Below are 21,988 nucleotides of genomic sequence, written 5' to 3'. Positions count from 1 at the left end.
TAAAAAACCAACAATCGAAGAACTGGATAATTTCTGATCGATACCCCATCAGAGCATAATATCGCCATTGCCATTTTGGGAGAATTAAAAACTACCACAATACTTTAAAATTCCCATAAAGGATGAGACTCACCCTCAAAAAAAACATAAACTCCTGATGGGTCAGATTGTTAACCTGTGGAAAAACTTTATTTTCTGTCAAAATAAACAGTGTAAAACTCTGCAATTTAACTGAACGATTAACTCTGCTAAATTTAAAATTATTGACTGATAATTGATTATTTTATAAACAAAAACCAGTAAATGTGAATTTCAGGTAAATTAATGGAAAAAAAACGACCTGTTATGGATACATAACCACCAATGCAAGGTATTGCTGCCAGATATGAAAATACAAAATCCGCTGGTATCCGGGTTAAATGACAATATCAGACACGTAAAATAAATTACTGTTCATTTTATCGCCATATAAAACACTATATAGATTCCAGCCTCTAATTTATCACCATATGTTTTTATCAGGTACCTATCTATTACATGGCTAAAATAACAAAGTAATAGTATTCATAGTTTCTGTTATGCATATTGCCGGTGCTGGCTGTAAATGACCTGGCAGATATCAGATGTAGTGAACCATGCAAAAAAAAACCTGCCGGTCAGGCAGGTTTTTCAGAACAACATCACTGAATTAACCAATGAACTCAAGGTTATTCATATATGGGCGGAGGACATCCGGAACACGAATACGACCGTCAGCCTGCTGGTAATTTTCCAGCACTGCAACCAGAGTACGTCCAACAGCCAGTCCGGAACCATTCAGAGTATGCAGCAAACGGGTCTTTTTATCTGATTTGCTACGGCAACGAGCCTGCATACGACGAGCCTGGAAATCCATGGTGTTAGAACACGATGAAATTTCACGATAAGTGTTCTGAGCCGGAAGCCAGACTTCAAGGTCATAGGTCTTGCTGGCGCCAAATCCCATATCGCCGGTGCATAACAGCATTTTACGATAAGGTAAATTAAGCAACTGCAGCACTTTTTCAGCATGACCAGTCAGTTCTTCAAGCGCCTGCATAGAATTCTCAGGTGCTACAACCTGTACCATTTCGACTTTATCAAACTGATGCATACGGATCAGACCACGGGTGTCACGTCCGTAAGAACCCGCTTCAGCACGGAAGCAAGGTGTGTGAGCAGTCATTTTGATGGGTAATGTATCTTCATCAAGAATTTCATCACGCACCAGATTCGTCAGCGGTACTTCTGCCGTTGGGATCAAAGCATAGTTACTACTGTCAGCTTCTTCTTCCAGAGGGCGGGTATGGAACAGGTCATTACCAAATTTAGGCAACTGCCCTGTCCCATACAAAGAATCATGGTTCACCAGATAAGGCACATACATTTCTGTGTACCCATGCTGGCTGGTATGCAAATCGAGCATAAACTGGCTCAGGGCACGGTGCATACGTGCAATTTGTCCTTGCATAACCACAAATCTTGAACCCGTAAGTTTAACTGCGGAGGCAAAATCCATCCCTCCAGCCATTTCGCCCAGGTCAACATGGTCACGCACAGTAAAATCGAAAACTGTCGGCTCACCCCAACGACTCACCTCAAGGTTATCGCTGTCGTCTTTACCCTGCGGAACATCGTCTGCAGGTAAATTAGGCAATGCCAGTGAGAAATCGCGGATTTCGGTCTGCAATACATCCAGTTCAGCTTTTGCTGCATCCAGACGTTCACCCAGATCATTCACTTCCTTACGCAATGGCTCGATATCTTCCCCACGCGCTTTGGCCTGACCGATGGATTTGGATCGTGAATTGCGTTCAGCCTGAAGGTTTTCAGTTTCTACCTGCAACACTTTACGACGTTCTTCCAGAGAACGCAGCATTTCAACATCCAGAGTAAATCCCCGGCGTGCCAGTTTTTCTGCAACTGCGTCTGGCTCATTACGCAGCAGATTGGGATCGAGCATGCTTATCCTGTGTATGAGTTAATGAATTGAATTTTCGTTGGGAAAAACCACAACACAAAGTTTTACGACTCACCTTACCGTAATGTTTTTATCAGCGGTAGCGTTTTGTCGGGCTATTTTGATCCTGTTCAGCCAGCCATGCCAGCTTTTCTGCAATTTTAGTTTCCAGACCACGTTCAACTGGCGAATAATAGTGCGAATCCGCCATTTCCGGCGGAAAATAATTCTCACCGGCCGCGTAAGCATTGGGTTCATTGTGCGCGTAACGGTACTCTTTCCCCAGGCCCATTTCTTTCATTAATTTAGTCGGTGCGTTGCGCAGATGTTCCGGAACATCATAATCGGGAAACTCTCTGGCTGCGCGCATTGCCGCATTAAACGCCGAGTAAACCGCGTTACTTTTAGGTGCGCATGCCAGGTATACAATCGCCTGTGCGATCGCCCTTTCACCTTCTGCGGGACCCACCCTGGTGAAACAATCCCAGGCTGCCAGTGCTACCTGCATACCTCGGGGATCGGCGTTACCTACATCCTCAGAAGCAATGGCCAGCAGACGTCTGGCAACATATAGTGGATCGCCGCCTGCGGTGATTATTCTGGCATACCAGTACAATGCAGCATCAGGCGCCGAACCCCGCACTGATTTATGCAGTGCTGAGATCAGATCGTAAAAACGATCGCCTTTGTTATCGAATCTGGCCGCGCGTTCACCTGCAACCTCAGTTAATAATAGCGGGGTTAAAGTCCGTTGGCCCTGTGAATCTGTCTCAGCCATATCGGCCATCATTTCTACAGTGTTCAGTGCCCTGCGTGCATCGCCATTCACTAATTCCGCGATCATTCTCCGGGTTTCGTCTGGCAAAACAATATTCTGTCCACCCAGACCACGATCTTTATCTGCCATCGCCTGACTGATAATTTTTTCGATATCATCCGGAGTCAGCGATTTCAGTAAGTAGACCCGTGCACGGGAGAGTAAAGCTGAATTGAGTTCAAATGACGGATTTTCGGTCGTTGCACCAATAAAGGTGATAGTCCCGTCTTCGATATGCGGCAGAAACGCATCCTGCTGGCTCTTATTAAAACGATGAACTTCATCGACAAATAAGATAGTTCTTCGCCCGGCCTGCCTGCTTTGTCTGGCTCTCTCAATGGCCTCACGTATTTCCTTAACACCGGAGGTCACTGCCGAAATTCGTTCTACACTGGCGTCAGCATAGCGGGCAATAATTTCAGCCAGTGTAGTTTTGCCGGTTCCCGGAGGTCCCCACAGAATCATCGAATGCAGATGTCCGGCCTCAATAGCACGCGGCAAAGGCTTACCGGCAGCCAGCAAATGTTGCTGACCACCATATTCTGCCAGTGTCTGAGGCCGCATCCGTGCGGCCAGTGGCTGAAATTCGTTAGCAGAGAAATCCAGAGAGAGTGTGTTCACAGTTACCTCACTGACGCTGATCGTCCAGGGTAACGCCTTTTGGCGGGGTAAATTTAAATTTATCCGGGCTGATAGCCCCGTTCTGTTGCGAAGTTAACTGATAACTGGTCCGTTGGCCGTCTTGTTCAACGGCACTGAACTGGCGAATGGTGCCATCCGGAGTGACGTTAATGGTAAATTGTTTCAGATTCCCGCCATTACTTTTTGGTGTCAGTTCAAAGGTATCCCCCTGCTGACTAACGTTATAATTCTTCCAGTCGGATGACTGGTTACGTGCGATCAGCATAAACGGCGTATTGCTGGTTGCATTTTTTAACCAGCTGGCGGTGACCTGTTGAACAAACGGGTTGTAAAACCATAAGGTTTTACCATCAGAGACAATGGTACTCTCATCTGGTGCAGTCATATGCCAGTTAAATAAACTTGGGCGTTTTACCCACAACTCTCCCTGGCCATCCTGCACATTATTACCTGAACCATCGGTCACTTTCTGGCTGAATGCTGCATGAAAACTGCCGACTTTATTGAGGCGAGCCTGCAGACCTGCTGCAGCATCAGCCATCACGCTGGCAGACATCATTAAACTTAATACACCTGTGGCGATTAGATATTTTCTCATCTCAAACCATTCCTTATTGTGTCGTTCCGACCCGGCATTCATTATCCTGGTCACTGTCACCCGATTCCGACAGGAGATAAAACTGAAAACTGATCTTTACTATGGGGGTGACGCAGCAGATAAGCAATGGGCCAGAAAACTCTGGCCCATAGAAACTCAGTCCTGCAATGTAAAAGAATTACATTTCATGAGACGGGGGAGATAAAACCTCACGATTACCATTATGGCCAGGTTCTGAGACAATACCCTGAGCTTCCATTTGTTCGATAATTCTCGCAGCGCGGTTATAGCCAATGCGGAACTGACGCTGAACACCTGAAATCGAGGCTCTGCGCTTATCAACCACAAATGCCACCGCCTGATCGAATAAAGGATCAAGCTCTTCACCACTACCGTCAGCAGCTCCGACACCACCTTCAGTCTCATCACCGGCAGTAATACTGTCGATATACTGTGGTCTGCCACGTGCTTTCCAGTCCTGAACAACGGCATGCACTTCCTGATCACGCACAAATGCGCCATGAACACGAACCGGCATTGATGAGTTAGGTGGCATGTACAGCATGTCCCCCATTCCCAACAGCGATTCTGCGCCGGCCTGATCCAGAATGGTCCGCGAGTCAATTTTGCTGGAAACAGTAAAAGCAATACGGGTCGGAATATTCGCTTTAATCAGACCAGTGATTACATCAACTGATGGGCGCTGAGTCGCCAGCACAAGATGGATCCCTGCTGCACGGGCTTTCTGAGCCAGACGGGCAATCAGTTCTTCTACCTTTTTGCCAACAGCCATCATCAAATCAGCAAACTCATCCACCATAACGACAATATATGGCAGTTTTTCCAGTACCTGAGGCGTAGTGTCCATACTGTCACCAGGCTTCCAGAATGGATCTGGAATTGGCCGGCCCATAGCCTCAGCCTGTTCAACTTTCTCGTTGTAACCAGCCAGATTACGAACCCCTAACGCCGACATCAGTTTATAGCGGCGTTCCATCTCACCGACGCTCCAGCGCAAGGCATTAGCCGCATCTTTCATATCGGTAACAACTTCGGTCAGAAGATGGGGGATCCCCTCATAGACTGACAATTCGAGCATTTTAGGGTCAATCATAATAAACCGGACTTCATCAGGCGTTGCTTTGTACAACATACTGATGATCATCGCATTGACCCCAACCGATTTACCTGAACCGGTAGTACCTGCAACCAGCAGATGTGGCATTTTGGCAAGGTCAGCCACAACCGGTTGTCCGGCAATATCTTTACCCAGTACAACGGCCAGTGGCGATGGATTGTCGCGGAACTTCGCACAATCCAACACTTCACGCAGATAAACGGTCTGACGGTGTTTGTTAGGTAATTCAAGACCCACGTACGGTTTACCCGGTATGACTTCAACGATACGTACAGCCACCGCTGATAATGAACGGGCAAGGTCGCGGGAAAGGTTAGAAATCCTGGCGGCTTTTACTCCCGGAGCCAAATCCAGCTCAAACCTGGTAATCACCGGCCCGGGAGATATTCCGACAACTTCCGCTTTAACACGGAAATCACTTAGCCTTGCCTCAACCAGTTTCCCGGTCTGTTCAAGAGCAAACATATCTACCGGTTCTTCTTCTGACGGCGGAGACGTCAGCAAATCCAAAGTCGGCAACGGTGTTGATGGCTTTTGTAATGGTTGCTCATGCCGAACCAGGAAAGGATGAAACAGACTCTGTTGTTCTGTCTTAACCACTTCTGGTGACTGATGAGCTTCCTGACTACTCTGCATCGCCTGTGGATCAGTTAACGGTGCTGCCGATTTTTCAGACGTAGAATCATATCCGGCATGCGCAACATTATGATGATCATGTTCATTTACCGGGTCGATAGTAAACAGAGGTTCACCAGGACCGTCATCCAGCAGATCTTCCATGGGTGAGAAATCGAATGCTGAAAAAGTTTCAGTCGCTGCAGGTGTATGCTGCCGGGTTTCAGGCTCTGGCTGATACCGCTGTTGCTGCTGCTCAGCAAACTGTCGCGCCAACACAGCTTGTTGCAACGCTTCTTCATCGTCCTGAGTTTGATCGCTGTCAGTAAAACCATAACGCTGGCTCTGTTGCGCTGCGAACTCCTGACGTAACTCAGCTTGCTCGAAGTCAGCCTGTTCTTCATCGCTGTAGGTAGCGCTAAACTCGTCGTTTCGGGCCTTCAGCTGTTCCTCACGGGCCTTTTCTTCAGCCATTCGCTGAGAAGGCAACCTGATGCCATAAGAAGCCATTTCCCTGCGGGTGGGTAACCGGACCGGATTTGGCCGTGGCAGTTCTGGTCCGCCAACGCCTTTCTTCACCTGTGGATTACCACTGTCCCGTGGAACATCAAATACCGGGTTATGTGAAGAGAGTTTGCCCATGCTGGCAGCAACGGCAAACGGAGACTGTCCGGCCGGCTTTGCCACAGCTGCCGCAGCTGTCGCCGCAGGAATCGCTGCCGCTGCGGGGGCAGACGGAGCTGTAGGTGCCGGGACGAATTGCTGAGACGCCGGTTGTTGCGTCGGAGCGTACTGCTGTGATGCAGGAGGCTGCGCCGGAACATACTGCTGTGACGTCGGTTGCTGTTGTGCCGGAGCATACTGCTGTGACGCAGGTTGCTGTTGTGCCGGTGCATATTGCTGCGATGTCGGCTGCTGCTGTGCAACAGGTGCTGCCTGTTCGGGCACTTCAAAGCGATAACGCGGAGGCTCGGCTACCTGTACTGTTCTTGTTTCAGCAGGCGCGGTGTAGGCCTGGCGGGCAACAATATTTTCCGCGCCAGGATTCGCTTGTGGTGCTGAGGACACAGGAGTGCTCACTGCAGTATGAGCAACTGATCCCTGAGCTTCAGGCATTGGCTGCCTGGCTGGTTCTGTTGGCTGAGACCATTGTGAAGGATTAAACAATGGGTCATTAGCATCGTTATCCGTTGTCTGACGTGGTGCACGGCTAAACAGCGGATCATTATCTTCTGCGTCAGGCGTAGTTTTCGGCCGACTGAACAGCGGATCGTTATCGTCTTCATCATAACGTCGGGTACTGAACAGCGGGTCGTTATCCTCGTCATCATGGGAAGGATGTTGTACAGCAGACGGTTTTTGTGCAGCTGCCATCTCTGGATTATTCACTGGCGGCACTGCGGTCAGAGGATCATGTGATTCCCGGCCAGCTGTAGGATCAGCGGCCACAGGTACACGATTTTTTCTGGCGACCGGTGCAGGTTCGAATTCCTCGTCGTCATCCTCATCGTCCCAGCGGTTATTATCCCGTGAACGATTGCTGGCAAAGGTGAGCACTGACATCACTGCCCCACCGATTTTCTCGGCAATCGTCAGCCACGACCAGCCAGTATAAAGAGTAATGCCAACAGCCCAGACACAGAGCAACACCAGTGTTCCTGTGGCCTGATTTAAATAGGGACTCATGGCACTACTCACCAGGCTGCCAATCACGCCGCCGGAAGCAAAATACCAGATATCATCCGCGTTAATGGCTGCCAGCCCGCAAGTGGTAACCACCAGAGCCAGAACACCAATCAGTCGCAGACCAATGGCAAAATAATCAACGAACTCGTCATTATGACGGTGACGGAAGGTTATCCAGCAAAGTCCGATGATGACCACCGGAATAGCATAGGACATGACCCCGAAGATAAATAACAGGGTATCTGCCAGCCATGCACCGGGGCTGCCACCCAGGTTGTGGATAGGTTCATGCCAGGCTGTCTGAGACCAACTGGGGTCAGAAGGGTTAAAACTGACCAGGGAAACCATAAGATAAACAGCAAAAAGCGCCACCAGAATCAGCAATGCTTCCAGCAGTCGCCGCCCACTGCTTAGCGGGGTTAAAGTTACTTCTTTGTCTTCTGTATATTCCTGGCTCAAGAGAACTCTCCAGGTGCCTGTCAACTTAAGAGAGGAACAGCACCGGTATTAGCACTGTCCCTGTATGAATTTACAGGAGTGTACCTAATTGCTGAAGATATTGCACCTGCCTGATTTAGCGAGTTTTAATCACCAGGCGGTTACTCTGTTTCACTTCTTCCATCACGACATAAGTACGGGTGTCATTCACGCCAGGCAGGCGCAGCAAGGTTTCACCCAGCAATTTACGGTAGGCAGACATGTCTGGTACACGGGTTTTCAGCAAATAGTCAAAATCACCGGAAACCAGGTGACATTCCTGAGTTTCCTCAAGTTTTTGTACTGCGGCGTTAAATTGTTCAAACACATCCGGCGCGCCACGATTCAGAGTTATCTCAACGAAAACCAGTAACGAGGCATCCAGGTAATGTGGATTGAGTAATGCTGTGTAACCAAGGATAAAACCCTGGCGCTCAAGACGCCGAACCCGCTCAAGGCAAGGCGTGGGGGATAATCCGACACGCTTTGAAAGTTCAACATTCGAAATTCGGCCATCTTTCTGCAGCTCATTCAGAATATTTCTATCAATACGATCAAGATCTTTGCCCGGACGCTTCTTATTGTCTGTCATTATTATTGTCTCTCTTTTTCCTTCCCTAAGACTACTTGCCCCTTAATCTGTCACTGATCCGGGACCTGAGTTATGTTTAAGCAATACCTGTATATTGATGCTTTCAATAGCTTTCATTGTCTGTCCACGCTAAAAGCTGCCAAATTAAGCTCAGGTTTAATGATTCAGTGACCAGACCCCGCACTCATGCAGGTTCAGGTTTGCTGAAGTTTATTTGCTTACCCCCATGTTTTCGCAAAACAGCAGGCGATTGTCAAAGCAAAACATCCAATTTCAGTACATCATTCCGCAGCAGGCCGTTATTAATGGTTTTCGGAAGCTGTTTTTGGTCATTTTCACCTTCATAGTCCACAAAATCCGGCCCTGAAACCTGTGTTATCGCTGACTGATTACTTTTAGCATTCACAATAATAAGTAATCCCGAGCCCGGAACTCTTTTTTTCGCTCTCCACTTTGCCTACAATCAGCAGATTGTTTTTCAGCAGACTGTTTATTGAGGAAAAAAGCATGGCCAAACACAGTAAATTACTTATCCTGGGTTCAGGGCCTGCAGGTTATACCGCAGCCGTTTATGCTGCGCGGGCTAATCTGAACCCCGTGCTGATTACCGGAGTTGAAAAAGGCGGACAGCTGACTACTACGACTGAAGTCGAAAACTGGCCAGGCGATCCTGAGCACCTGACCGGCCCGGGGTTGATGGAAAGGATGCACGAGCATGCAGTGAAATTTGATACTGAAATCGTGTTTGATCATATTCATACTGTCGATCTTAAAAACCGCCCTTTCCGTCTGACCGGTGACAGCGGCGAATACACTGCCGATGCGCTGATTATTGCTACCGGAGCCTCCGCCCGTTATATCGGTCTGCCTTCGGAAGAAGAATTTAAAGGAAAAGGTGTTTCTGCCTGTGCGACCTGCGATGGATTTTTCTATCGTCAGCAGAAAGTCGCGGTAGTTGGCGGTGGTAATACTGCCGTTGAAGAAGCTCTGTATCTTTCTAACATTGCTTCCGAAGTGCACCTGATTCACCGTCGTGAAAGTTTTCGCGCCGAGAAAATCCTGATCAACCGGTTGATGGACAAAGTCGCCAGCGGCAACATTGTTCTGCATACTAACCGGACTCTGGAAGCCGTTACCGGTGATGAAATGGGCGTGACAGGAGCTCGTCTGCAATCCACTGACGGACAGTCAGAATCTGAGCAGATTGATGTCGCAGGTGTGTTTATTGCTATCGGGCACAGCCCAAACACTGCGATCTTTGCCGATCAGCTGGAACTGAACAATGGCTATATTGTGGTTCAGTCGGGCCTGCATGGTAATGCTACTCAGACCAGTATCCCCGGCGTCTTTGCTGCCGGTGATGTGATGGACCACACCTATCGCCAGGCGATTACCTCCGCAGGTACTGGCTGTATGGCAGCACTGGATGCTGAGCGCTATCTGGACGGTTTAGCCGGAACTGACTGGTAAATTTTTACTGAGTATTTGATATGAAACAAGGCGACAGCGAATCTGTCGCCTTTTTGTTGCCTGCCATGATAGAGTTCCTGCATTAAATTAAGGAATATTAATCATTTCCTCAGCTTGCCGGACTCACAGCAAAAACTCATGAATAAATCCAGACAACAGTTTTTAATACGCTGGCTGAAACAGCAACGCCATTTTGGCCAGCGTTGGTTACGTCTCTCTGTGATCACCGGAATATTCAGCGCCGTTCTGATTATTGCTCAGGCCGCTCTGTTAGCCAGTCTGCTCGAATCTATCATTATCCGGCCAGCGACGGATAACCCACTGCTACCACGACTCTCTGCTCTGGCAGGATGCTTCATTCTGCGGGCGATATTGCATTATTTCAGAGAACTGTTTGGTTTTCGGGCCGGTACCGCCATCTGCGAAGCCATCCGCGGTCAGGTCATCGAACGCCTCGAGTCTCGTGGCCCGGTGTGGATTAAAACCCGACCGGTCGGGAGCTGGACTACCCTGTTGCAGGAACAGGTCGACAATATGCAGGATTATTATGCCCGCTACCTGCCGCAGATGTCGCTGGCTGCACTCATTCCGTTAATGATCCTGCTGGTACTGGCTCCACTCAACTGGGCAGCCGCGTTAATACTGTTTTGTACCGCCCCGCTGATCCCGCTGTTCATGGCGATGGTTGGCATGGGAGCGGCAGAAGCAAACCGCAAAAACTTCCATGCACTGGCACGATTAAGTGGTGACTTTCTTGACCGGTTACGTGGACTGGAAACATTGCGTCTGTTTCAGCGTGGTGCTGCTGAACAGAGGGCTATCGCTGACAGCTCGGAACAGTTTCGCCAACGCACAATGGAAGTTTTGCGAATGGCTTTCTTATCGTCAGCGGTTCTGGAGTTTTTTGCAGCAATTTCGATTGCTGTTGTCGCCGTCTATTTTGGCTTCTCCTACCTTGGTGTATTGCACTTCGGGGATTATCACCGCGGAGTTACCTTATTTGCCGGCTTTCTGGTGCTTATTCTTGCTCCTGAATTCTTTCAACCGTTGCGCGACCTGGGAAATTTTTATCACGCCAAAGCGCAGGCTACCGGTGCCGCGGATGTACTGGAGGAGTTTATGCAACAGACACAGCCAGAAGAGATCCCCCGATCACAGACTCAGCCGCAGTGGAACGGCCCGGTCACTCTTTGCGCAACAGATCTGGTTGTTACTACTGCCAGCGGCCATCCTCTGACACAGCCATTAAATTTCACCCTGCAAGCCGGTAAACGGGTCGCATTGCTGGGGACCAGTGGTGCCGGTAAAACCTCGCTGATTAATGCTTTGTTGGGGTTTTTACCTTATCAGGGATCGCTGAAAGTCAATGGCTGTGAACTACGCGACGCCGACATTGTTCACTGGCAGCAGATGATTGCATGGGTCGGGCAGAACCCGACACTGCCGGCTGACAGTTTGCGGCAGAATATTACCTTCGGACGGGTCTGTAGCGAGCAACAATTTGAGCAGGCTCTGCTTGCTTCGGGGGTAACTGAGTTCATCCCTCAGCTGGCACAAGGTGCTGATACGCTCATCGGTGATAATGCCACTGGATTATCCGTCGGGCAGGCACAACGGGTCGCAGTAGCCAGAGCTCTGTTACTGCCTTCCAGCGTGTTGTTGCCGGATGAACCTGCAGCCAGCCTGGATAGTCACAGCGAACAACGAGTCATGCAGGCACTACAAGCGGCATCACTGCAACAAACTACGTTGATGATTACTCATCAACCCGAAGGTTTGCAGCAATGGGACGAAATCTGGGTGATGAGCCACGGACAGATCATCCAACAAGGCGACTGGCAGACTCTGTCGGATTCCCGTGGTCTGTTCAGTGAACTGTTGTCTCATTCCCGTCAGGAGATTCAGCTATGAGTGCGTTGTTACCTTTTCTGCGTCTGTGGCGGCGGCATGGATTACTGCTTTCACTTGGCCTGCTACTGGCCATTGTGACTCTGCTGGCCAGTATCAGCCTGTTGACGCTTTCCGGCTGGTTTCTGGCAGCCTCCGCACTGGCCGGCACAGCAGGTCTGTACAGTTTTAACTATATGTTGCCGGCAGCCGGTGTCAGAGGGGCAGCCATTATTCGCACTGCCGCCCGCTATTTTGAACGACTGGTCAGTCACGACGGTACTTTTCGTGTGTTACAGCATCTGCGGGTCTATACCTTCAGCAAACTGTTCCCCCTCTCCCCTGCCGGCTTAGCTGAATTTCGCCAGGGTGATCTGTTAAATCGTTTTGTTGCCGATGTTGATAATCTGGATCACCTGTATCTGCGGGTTCTCTCGCCACTGGCGGGAGCATTACTGGTGATTATTGCCGTGACTTTCGGCCTGAGTTTTCTGAGCCTGCCGCTGGCCCTGATAACAGGCGGCATTATGTTGTTAAGCCTGCTGCTGCTTCCGATACTGTTTTACCGGTTGGGTGTTTCTTCAGGACAGCAGGTAACCGCACTGAGTGCTGCTTACCGCCTGCAACTGACACGCTGGCTGAGCAGCATGGCAGAGCTGAAAATTTATCAACATGATAAACACTGGCAACAGCAGTTATCTCAGACCGGACAGAATTTAGCTGATGCAAAGCAGCAACAACATTCTCTGAACGCAGCATCACAAAGCGTCCTGATGATCATCACCGGAATAACCGTCTGTATGATATTATGGCTGGGTTCGCTGTGGCTGAACTCTCCCGGACAGGATCCGACATTCATTGCTTTGTTTGCCTTCTGCGCACTGGCGGCTTTCGAATCGCTGGGACCGGTAGCAGCATCATTTCTGCACATCTCAAGGGTTGTACTGTCGGCCCGCCGCTTAACTGAGCTGTTAGATAAACCTCCACAGGTGATATTTCCCGCTCAATCCACGGCATCACAGACCACCGGTATTGCATTGAAGGTAACTGACCTGAGTTTTGCTTATCCTGGTCAACAGCAACTGGTCCTCGACGGGCTTAATCTGCAAGTCAGTTGCGGAGAAAAAATTGCGCTTCTCGGTTTTACTGGCTGCGGTAAGTCAACTCTACTCCAGCTGCTGACCAGGGCAGCTGATCCGCTGCAGGGTAACATTTGCTTTAACCAGCTGCCCCTTAAGGAATGGGACGAAACTTCACTTCGTCAGAGAACCAGTGTGGTTACGCAACGAGTGGCATTATTTAACCAGACTTTGCGTGATAACCTGCGGCTTGCCGCAGATAACAGTAGTGACAGTGAACTCATCGCCGTGCTACAACTCACTGGTCTGGATGCATTACTTGAAAATGAAGGTCTGGACAGTTGGATGGGTGAAGGTGGCCGGACGCTGTCAGGTGGAGAGCTACGCCGTTTAGCCATAGCCCGTGCATTATTGCACCAGGGTGATCTCTGGCTACTTGATGAACCCACTGAGGGGCTGGATGCCAGCACTGAACAACAGATCCTTGAGCTGTTACAGCGCGTCACTCAGGGTAAAACCGTTATCATGGTTACCCACCGCCTGAATGGTCTGGATAAAATGGATCGAATCTGCGTTATGGAAAATGGCGGGATCATCGAACAAGGCAGCCATCAACAGCTATTGAAGCTTCATGGCCGCTACCGGCAATTTTGCCAGCGTTTAACCGGTGAATGAACAACAACCATGCCACTGTATTTGCCACAATTGTCTGAGCACCCGGTAAGTTTTCCGGATCCTCGATCTGCATTGCGTGAGCCTGATGGATTACTGGCTTTCGGTGGCGATCTTTCTGTGGAAAGAATGGTCAGTGCCTATCGTCAGGGTATTTTCCCGTGGTTTTCAGAGCAGGATCCGCTACTTTGGTGGTCTCCTGACCCGCGGGCAGTATTGTATCCGACAGAATTCCATATCAGTCGTAGTATGGCCCGTTTTCAACGGACATCCCGCTACACGGTAACCATCGACCGGGACTTTTCGTCGGTTATTCATGGCTGTGCTACACAACGCGAAGACGGGACCTGGATTACCAATGAAGTCATCGCTGCCTGGCAGGAACTGTTTTGCGCCGGTCTGGCACACTCCGTTGAAGTTTGGGATGGCGGTAAGTTAACTGGCGGTTTATATGGGATGGCGCTCGGCCAGTTGTTTTGTGCTGAATCAATGTTCAGCCGCGCTGAAAATGCCTCTAAAACCGGGCTAATGAAGTTTTGCCAACATTTTTCAGCCCATGGCGGGCAGCTTATTGATTGCCAAATCCTTAATCCACATACAGCATCGTTGGGGGTGAGAGAGATTCCTCGTCGTCACTACCTGCAACAGATCAGTACATTGCAGGACCTGCAGTTGGATGCAAATTGCTGGCAGTCAGGCCCGGTGATTTAGTCGGGTGTAATGTTTTGCATACATTCAGCAGGAAAAGTGGTAGACTGCGTCTGCTTGTTATGTCGTTAGCGTTTTCGAAATGACTCTCCTGCACCGCAACCGGGAGTGAATACGCCAGGTACCAGAAGAACAACAAGGAAGGTTTTTCCCCGACTTGCTATTCCGATGAAAGCTCCTGCTTAATTTCCACGATTGACGTCACAGCACCCAGATTTCCGTAGAATGCGCATGTTTTTACATGACGCATAGCGAACTGTTGGTAAAAGCACCAACAATTCTTTACATAGATACCAGAATTCGGCATTATCTTGCCGATTCAAATTTAGCTAGTCCATTCAGAGGATTCGATGGCCAAAGAAGACAATATTGAAATGCAGGGTACCGTACTGGATACGTTGCCTAACACCATGTTCCGCGTTGAGCTAGAAAACGGCCACGTGGTTACCGCTCATATCTCTGGTAAAATGCGCAAAAACTATATCCGCATTCTGACCGGCGATAAAGTCACTGTAGAGCTGACGCCTTATGATTTGAGCAAGGGCCGCATTGTCTTCCGTAGTCGCTGATTTTCAGTAAAATAATTTGCCTGAAATAGCGGCATAAAAAAGGCCGGAATATCCGGCCTTCTGTTTTTACTGAACACGATAACGGATCAATGCACCGTACCTGCTGCTTTGCGCTTCTCAGCACTCTCGAAGTGGTAGGTTAACGTATTACTGGTTTTGTCCAGTGCTACAGTCACCGACCCGCCGTCAACCAACGAACCAAACAGCAGCTCATTCGCCAGCGGTTTCTTCAGATTTTCCTGTACCGTGCGGGCCATTGGTCGTGCACCCATTGCTTTGTCATAGCCTTTTTCAGCCAGCCAGTCACGGGCTTCATCACTCACTTCCAGAGAAACACCTTTCTGGTCCAGCTGTGCCTGTAGTTCGACAATGAATTTGTCCACTACCTGATGGATAACCTCTGCAGAGAGATGATCAAACCAGATGATATTATCCAGACGGTTACGGAATTCCGGCGTAAAGGTCTTTTTAATCTCTTCCATCGCATCTGTCGTATTATCCTGATGGATCAAACCAATCGATTTACGTTCAGTTTCACGAACCCCTGCGTTGGTCGTCATGACCAGTACCACATTACGGAAATCGGCTTTACGGCCGTTATTATCCGTCAGTGTGCCGTTATCCATCACCTGCAACAGCAGGTTGAACACATCAGGATGCGCTTTTTCGATTTCATCAAGCAATACCACTGAGTGAGGATGTTTAATCACCGCATCGGTCAGTAATCCACCCTGGTCAAAACCAACATATCCCGGAGGGGCACCAATCAGACGGCTTACAGTATGTCGTTCCATGTATTCAGACATATCGAAGCGCAACAGCTCAATGCCTAACGCTTTGGCCAGTTGTACTGTCACCTCTGTTTTACCTACACCGGTAGGGCCGGCAAACAGGAATGATCCTACAGGTTTATGATCCTGCCCTAATCCCGCACGGCTCATTTTGATCGCTTCAGCCAGTGCGTCGATAGCGTTATTCTGTCCAAACACCAGCATTTTCAGCCGTGAATCCAGATTACGTAAGGTATCTTTATCCGTAGCTGAAACGCTTTGCTCCGGAATCCGGGCAATACGCGCCACTACAGATTCGATATCCTGAACGTTGATGGTTTTTTTGCGTTTGCTCTGTGGCACCAGACGCGCCCTGGCTCCCGCTTCATCAATAACGTCGATCGCTTTATCAGGCAAATGACGATCATTAATGTATTTCACAGCTAACTCAACTGCCGCGCGCACCGCTTTTGCGGTGTAACGAACATCATGATGCGCTTCGTATTTCGCTTTCAGGCCATTGATAATCTGGATAGTCTCTTCGGCAGAAGGTTCCGTGATATCAATTTTCTGGAAACGACGGGCCAGCGCACGATCTTTTTCGAAAATCGAGCTGTATTCCTGGTAAGTCGTTGAGCCCATCACTCTGATTTTGCCACTGGAAAGCAGTGGTTTAATCAGATTAGCGGCATCGACCTGGCCTCCGGAGGCAGCACCGGCACCGATGATGGTATGGATCTCATCGATAAACAGAATGCTGTTCTCATCTTGCTCCAGCTGTTTCAGTAACGCTTTAAAGCGTTTCTCGAAATCACCACGATACTTAGTCCCGGCCAGCAGAGAACCGATATCCAGTGAATACAGAGTGCAGTCTTTCATCACCTCAGGGACATCACCCTGTTCGATGCGCCATGCCAGACCTTCGGCAATTGCGGTTTTACCGACCCCGGACTCACCCACCAGCAACGGGTTATTCTTACGGCGGCGACACAATACCTGCACCGCTCTTTCCAGCTCTTTGTCCCGGCCAATTAACGGGTCGATACCGCCGACCCTGGCCAGCTGATTCAGATTGGTGGTGAAGTTCTCCATACGTTCCTCCCCGCCTGCACTCTGTTCTTCGTTATTGGCCTGGTTCTCCGTATTCGGCGAACTGTCAGATTCGTCTTTACGGGTCCCGTGAGAAATAAAGTTCACCACGTCCAGACGGCTGACTTCATGCTTACGCAGCAAATATGCCGCCTGAGACTCCTGCTCGCTGAAAATTGCCACCAGCACATTCGCACCGTTGACTTCACTGCGGCCGGAAGACTGCACATGGAATACAGCACGTTGCAATACCCGCTGGAAGCTTAGCGTCGGCTGGGTATCACGTTCTGCATCACTGTCCGGAAGGACCGGGGTAGTTTTTTCGATGAAGGTTTCAAGTTCCTGACGCAGAACTCCCAAATCCACTGAGCAGGCTTCAAGTGCTTCGCGTGCTGACGGGTTACTGATCAATGCCAGTAACAGGTGTTCCACTGTCATAAACTCATGGTGGTGCTCCCGCGCCCTGGCGAAAGCCATATTTAAACTGAGTTCCAGTTCTTGATTGAGCATAAGGCACCTCCCCTCAATTAACGCTCTGATGTCTGCCTGTATATATGGTGGCTTAATCAGCTTTTTCCAGAGTGCACAGCAAGGGATGTTCATTTTCCCGTGCGTACTGGTTCACTCTGACGACTTTAGTTTCTGCCACTTCGGCAGTAAACACACCACAAATGGCCTTTCCTTCGTAATGTACCGTCAGCATTAACTGCGTTGCGCGTTCAGTATCATAAGAAAAGAACTTTTGCAGTACGTCAATAACAAATTCCATAGGTGTATAATCGTCATTGTTCAAAATGACCTTATACATAGACGGTGGCTTTAGCTCCTCACGGATTTTATCCTCTGCAAGGTGTTCAAAATTCAGCCAGTCGTTAGTGTTCGCCATAATATCCCACTGAAGTGCCCGCTACTTTGCGTAAGTTTCATCCGCTAAGTCTATCATGCTGCAAAAATGATGCGCAGCCTGCAACCCGATTGATAAAGATAAAACATGCTCGCTTCAATATCCCATAGCGTTAACTACTTCAAAGTTTGAGCAATTATCTGTTACTGCATGTCTGAATTTCTTGACGATAAATACAGGCAAAGAGATAGTCTCAGTTTACGGCTTGTCTGTTTTTTCATCAGATGGCGACTTTTTTCAGCCATCTTCTTTTCAATTTTGCAATTCAGGTGAGAGGCATCGTCACATGGAAACGGGTTTTGTAAAATGGTTTAACAATGCCAAAGGATTTGGTTTTATTTGTCCGGACACAGGAGGTGAAGATATTTTTGCACATTACTCCACCATTCAGATGGAAGGATATAAAACACTTAAAGCTGGCCAGAAAGTTAATTTTAACGCCAGCGAAGGCGCCAAAGGCAACCAGGCAAGTCTGATTATTCCTGTCAATGACGCTGGAATTAATCTGTCATAATCCAACGGGCTGCGCAAGTATCCCCCGCACAGCACGTTAAATCCCGGGGGTCAGGGATGTTTACCTTGCGCCAGCCCGCGCACTCTGCCCAGCATCTTTCTCAGCAGCATAGGAATCGACTGTACCCCACGATCAGCGACCGCCGATGCCACTGCAATCGCCAGTGACGGTTTTGAGCTGCGTTGGATCGCACGGGTAATGACACGGTGCATATTCACTCCCGCCTCCGGTGACAGCCCGGCAATCTGACGATAGATATCGGCAAAGCCCTGCCGGTAAAAATAATGCTCAATGTCCTTTGCCGGAAAGCGGGTCAGGTGATGGCGTACCTGCTGCTGCTCTGCCAGCTGGCTTTGGGCTACCGCCGCATATTTGTTACCGGCTTCATCGCCATCGGTCAGAACATGCCACGGGATTCCCATCAGACGCGCATATTTGAGAAGTGGCTTCAGCCCGGCCTGAGCAAACTCCACCACACATATTCCTTCAGAAGTTAACGATAATCCCGACTGGCGTGCCAGTTCATTAATCATCCAGACCTCAGTCTCGCCTTCCACCAGCAACCAGCAACGGGCAAACAAGGCAGACGGTCGGTTAACCTGAATATGAAAGGTGATTTTACGTAATTCATCAGAGGGCAGTTGTCCGGCCGACAACTGACGACTGGTGGTGGATTGTCTGCCGCGATCCAGCCGGCAAATGCTCTCCAGTGTGACCATGGAAAGCAGTTCTGCCGAATTAGTAGTCACAATTTTTTGCAGCGGCAGCAGGCTGAGAAATTCCCAGGTCACAGACAGCATCCTCGGATGCAATCGTGTTTCAGGGTCTTCCAGCAGCAGTATCGGTCTGGCTCTGTCCGACAAAATATTTGTTGGTTGAGGCTGTAACACCGCAGAAAAAAGTTCCAGTAACCAGGGATCGCGTTCACTCTCAGGCATTGCGGCAATACGACGGCTAAGATTGCTGAGTTGCTGCCAGGGTAAATCATTACGTAACGAAGCAACTTCCTGGCTATCAACAGGTACCGCTGAGCGCTGAATCCGGAAATAGTGATCTGCAAGCTGATACAGGGTCTCCAGAGCCTGGCGTATCAGACTGGCACTGACACCCCGGACAGGATCTGCAAAACGGTCTGATAACGTTGTCAATTGTTCGGCTGTTTCTGACGCATAAGTTGCGTCTGCCAGCCTCCGGTGCGACCCGGGCTGCCTGGCATTAAAGCGGGCATCACGTAAGCGCAGTACCGGAAACAGACGACGCAAAGATTCTGCGGCATTACTGGCTTCAGTCTCAGACAGGTCTGACCTGTCAGGAAACTGGCAATACTGGCGGGGTTGCCCTTCTTCCAGCACGGCATATACGCCGTAACGTAAGACCCGCCCTCCACCGGACGTTTCTGTCAGCAGAGTTTTCAGTGAATCAGGCAACGCATCTGCCTCCGCACCAAAAGTGAGAGTCAGCAAAATATGACATCGCGGGGCCGGGGAGTTATCCCGTGTCAGAAAAAAATCACGGGATGTAAAACGATAATCCATGGCTTGTGGCGATAAACTGAGACTAAGTGCATCCAGTAAGCTGGATTTACCCCAGGTATTTTCGCCTATTAACAGCATGACCTGCTTAAACGGCAATGATAAGTAAGCTATTCCACGAAAGTCTTTTATCTCAATATGTTCCAGCATCATCAGTCACTCATCACTCCGTTGGAAAGGCATTAGAAATGCTGTAAATTCAGCAGCCGGACGGTAGTTAATCAGACCGTGGCGACTTACCTGACTCCCAGCCAAAGATAGTTGATTTTAAGCGGCTGCGCCTGTCATATCATGATCAATGCACAGCTATTCCCGCTCACATATCTCTTACAGACGGCCTGATTGCCAAAGTAAGCTTCACGCGTATTTAACCATCCCGTTTCTCTTTCCCGGGTCTCAGGCAGCAGCAATGCCACTCAACATCCTGTCGGGCTTCATTATATAAGCTACACTTTTGTTCATTATTTCTGCCGTAAATTGATACTTCACAGTACCGGTTTCACTATCACAGGAGTAGAGAATGAAGAATACGGTTGCCTCGTTTATCGTAAAAAGCCTGGAACTTGCCGGTGTTAAACGGATTTGGGGAGTCACAGGTGACTCATTAAACGGAATCAGTGACAGCCTGAATAACCTGAAAACTATCGAATGGATGTCTACCCGCCACGAAGAAGCCGCTGCTTTTGCTGCGGGCGCCGAGGCGATGGTCACAGGGCAACTGGCGGTATGTGCCGGATCCTGCGGGCCCGGTAACCTCCATCTGATCAATGGATTATTTGACTGTCACCGCAATAACGTTCCGGTTCTGGCGATTGCCGCCCACATTCCCTCCAGCGAAATTGGCAGCAACTATTTTCAGGAAACTCATCCTCAGGAGCTGTTTAAAGAGTGCAGCCACTATTGTGAACTGGTGTCCAATCCGGAACAGTTACCGGTAGTTCTGGCAATAGCCATGCGTAAAGCCATACTGAACAAAGGGGTATCGGTCATTGTTTTACCTGGTGATATTGCATTGGAACCCGCCCCGGAACATGCGCCATTAGCCTGGTACCCGCCGGCGTTACCTGTCACCGTTCCTCCTCTGCTGCAACTGGATACACTGGCAGCCATGCTGAATCAGTCACAAAATATTACTCTGCTGTGTGGCAGTGGCTGTGCCGGTGCACATCAGCAGGTTACTGAACTGGCCAAAATGCTGAAGGCGCCGATAGTTCACGCGTTACGTGGCAAAGAACATCTTGAATACGATAATCCTTATGATGTGGGAATGACCGGCTTTATTGGCTTCTCCTCGGGTTATCATGCCATGTTGAATGCTGATACTCTGGTGTTGCTGGGTACCCGATTCCCCTACCGGGCTTTTTACCCGACGGAAGCCAAAGTCGTTCAACTGGATTTATCGGCTGATAGCCTGGGTGCGCATTGTCATGTGGACTTTCCGGTTATTGGAGATGTTAAAGCAACACTACAACTGTTGCTGCCACGCCTGCAGGAGAAGCAGGATCGTAAGCATCTCGACAGAGCTATCGAAAATTATCACGACTCGCGTAAAGATCTGGATGATCTGGCAACCCCCAACGATAAACTGCCGATCCATCCGCAATATCTGGCCGATCAAATCAGTAAACTGGCCAATGATGATGCCATTTTCACCTGCGATGTCGGTACCCCGACAGTATGGGCTGCCCGTTACCTGAAAATGAACGGTAAGCGCCGCCTGCTCGGGTCGTTTAATCACGGTTCTATGGCCAATGCAATGCCTCAGGCGATGGGAGCGCAGACCGTTGACAGAGCACGTCAGGTCGTTGCCTTGTGCGGTGACGGAGGATTTGCCATGTTGATGGGAGACCTGCTATCCATCGCGCAACATAAGTTGCCGGTTAAACTGATTATTTTCAATAACAGTGTGCTTGGTTTTGTGGCCATGGAGATGAAAGCGGGTGGATTTCTGACAGATGGTACTGAGCTGGATAATCCGGATTTTGCCGCAATTGCCGCGGCCTGTAATATCAAAGGTATTCATGTTGAAAAAGCATCAGAACTGACCGAAGCACTGCAGCAGGCTTTTGCGCACCCGGGCCCGGTCCTGGTAGATGTGACAACGGCCAGGGAAGAACTGGTTATGCCGCCTAAAGTCAAACTGGAACAGGCCAAAGGATTCAGTCTGTATATGCTACGGGCAATTATTAACGGACGGGGCGATCAAGTTATCGATCTGGCAAAAACTAACTGGTTGCGTTAAAAAGGAATA

The 21,988-nt window shown here is 49.3% G+C and carries 14 protein-coding genes and 2 pseudogenes; 7 read left to right on the top strand and 9 right to left on the bottom strand.

Features of this window, described 5'->3' with window-relative positions; translation table 11 throughout:
• Positions 1-688: 688 nt before the first annotated feature.
• The 6 genes and pseudogenes from serS to lrp form a co-directional block, all read right to left on the bottom strand.
• Positions 689-1,981, bottom strand: a complete 1,293-nt coding sequence (serS, locus tag A7K98_RS06830; protein WP_087487872.1) for a serine--tRNA ligase — start codon at positions 1,979-1,981, stop codon at positions 689-691.
• A gap of 91 nt (positions 1,982-2,072) precedes the next feature.
• The gene (locus A7K98_RS06825; RefSeq protein ID WP_087487871.1) at positions 2,073-3,416 is read right to left on the bottom strand and encodes a replication-associated recombination protein A; all 1,344 of its coding nucleotides are present in this window, start codon (positions 3,414-3,416) and stop codon (positions 2,073-2,075) included.
• Positions 3,417-3,423: 7 nt separating this feature from the next.
• On the bottom strand, positions 3,424-4,035 hold the full coding sequence (gene lolA / locus A7K98_RS06820; RefSeq protein WP_087487870.1) for an outer membrane lipoprotein chaperone LolA: 612 nt from the start codon (positions 4,033-4,035) through the stop codon (positions 3,424-3,426).
• Between the two features lie 178 nt (positions 4,036-4,213).
• Positions 4,214-6,490, bottom strand: a pseudogene (locus tag A7K98_RS21765) (DNA translocase FtsK); the annotation flags it as partial.
• Positions 6,491-7,269: 779 nt separating this feature from the next.
• Positions 7,270-7,933, bottom strand: a pseudogene (locus A7K98_RS21760) (DNA translocase FtsK 4TM domain-containing protein); the annotation flags it as partial.
• 115 nt (positions 7,934-8,048) lie between these two features.
• Positions 8,049-8,543, bottom strand: coding sequence for a leucine-responsive transcriptional regulator Lrp (gene lrp, locus A7K98_RS06810; protein ID WP_038019770.1), 495 nt, complete (start codon positions 8,541-8,543; stop codon positions 8,049-8,051).
• A gap of 507 nt (positions 8,544-9,050) precedes the next feature.
• Between lrp and trxB the strand changes: the two genes are divergently transcribed.
• The 5 genes from trxB to infA all read left to right on the top strand — a co-directional run bounded on the left by trxB (position 9,051) and on the right by infA (position 14,928).
• The gene (gene trxB / locus A7K98_RS06805; protein ID WP_087487868.1) at positions 9,051-10,013 is read left to right on the top strand and encodes a thioredoxin-disulfide reductase; all 963 of its coding nucleotides are present in this window, start codon (positions 9,051-9,053) and stop codon (positions 10,011-10,013) included.
• A gap of 138 nt (positions 10,014-10,151) precedes the next feature.
• Entirely contained in the window at positions 10,152-11,924 is a 1,773-nt protein-coding gene (gene cydD / locus A7K98_RS06800; protein WP_087487867.1) for a heme ABC transporter permease/ATP-binding protein CydD, read from the top strand.
• Positions 11,921-13,654, top strand: coding sequence for a heme ABC transporter ATP-binding protein/permease CydC (gene cydC, locus A7K98_RS06795; protein WP_087487866.1), 1,734 nt, complete (start codon positions 11,921-11,923; stop codon positions 13,652-13,654). The genes cydD and cydC overlap by 4 nt, the downstream gene beginning before the upstream one ends.
• Positions 13,655-13,669: 15 nt before the next feature.
• Positions 13,670-14,362 (top strand): leucyl/phenylalanyl-tRNA--protein transferase, encoded by a 693-nt coding sequence (gene aat, locus A7K98_RS06790; RefSeq protein WP_087490398.1) that lies wholly within the window; start codon positions 13,670-13,672, stop codon positions 14,360-14,362.
• 347 nt (positions 14,363-14,709) lie between these two features.
• Entirely contained in the window at positions 14,710-14,928 is a 219-nt protein-coding gene (gene infA, locus A7K98_RS06785; protein ID WP_002211347.1) for a translation initiation factor IF-1, read from the top strand.
• 86 nt (positions 14,929-15,014) lie between these two features.
• On the opposite strand, the gene clpA is transcribed toward infA, so the two are convergent.
• Positions 15,015-17,297, bottom strand: coding sequence for an ATP-dependent Clp protease ATP-binding subunit ClpA (gene clpA, locus A7K98_RS06780; protein WP_087487865.1), 2,283 nt, complete (start codon positions 17,295-17,297; stop codon positions 15,015-15,017).
• A gap of 52 nt (positions 17,298-17,349) precedes the next feature.
• The gene (gene clpS, locus A7K98_RS06775; protein WP_038019755.1) at positions 17,350-17,673 is read right to left on the bottom strand and encodes an ATP-dependent Clp protease adapter ClpS; all 324 of its coding nucleotides are present in this window, start codon (positions 17,671-17,673) and stop codon (positions 17,350-17,352) included.
• Positions 17,674-17,977: 304 nt separating this feature from the next.
• Here clpS and cspD point away from each other — a divergent pair, with 304 nt between their 5' ends.
• The gene (gene cspD, locus A7K98_RS06770; protein ID WP_087487864.1) at positions 17,978-18,205 is read left to right on the top strand and encodes a cold shock domain-containing protein CspD; all 228 of its coding nucleotides are present in this window, start codon (positions 17,978-17,980) and stop codon (positions 18,203-18,205) included.
• 50 nt (positions 18,206-18,255) lie between these two features.
• On the opposite strand, the gene A7K98_RS06765 is transcribed toward cspD, so the two are convergent.
• Positions 18,256-19,890 (bottom strand): DUF2813 domain-containing protein, encoded by a 1,635-nt coding sequence (locus A7K98_RS06765; protein ID WP_087487863.1) that lies wholly within the window; start codon positions 19,888-19,890, stop codon positions 18,256-18,258.
• A gap of 367 nt (positions 19,891-20,257) precedes the next feature.
• Here A7K98_RS06765 and poxB point away from each other — a divergent pair, with 367 nt between their 5' ends.
• Complete coding sequence (poxB, locus tag A7K98_RS06760; protein WP_087487862.1) at positions 20,258-21,979, top strand: ubiquinone-dependent pyruvate dehydrogenase; 1,722 nt, start codon at positions 20,258-20,260, stop codon at positions 21,977-21,979.
• The last annotated feature ends 9 nt before the right edge of the window (positions 21,980-21,988 follow it).

It is taken from the genome of Tatumella citrea (assembly GCF_002163585.1).
Taxonomy (GTDB): domain Bacteria; phylum Pseudomonadota; class Gammaproteobacteria; order Enterobacterales; family Enterobacteriaceae; genus Tatumella; species Tatumella citrea.
This window is presented reverse-complemented; position numbering and strand designations above follow the sequence as displayed.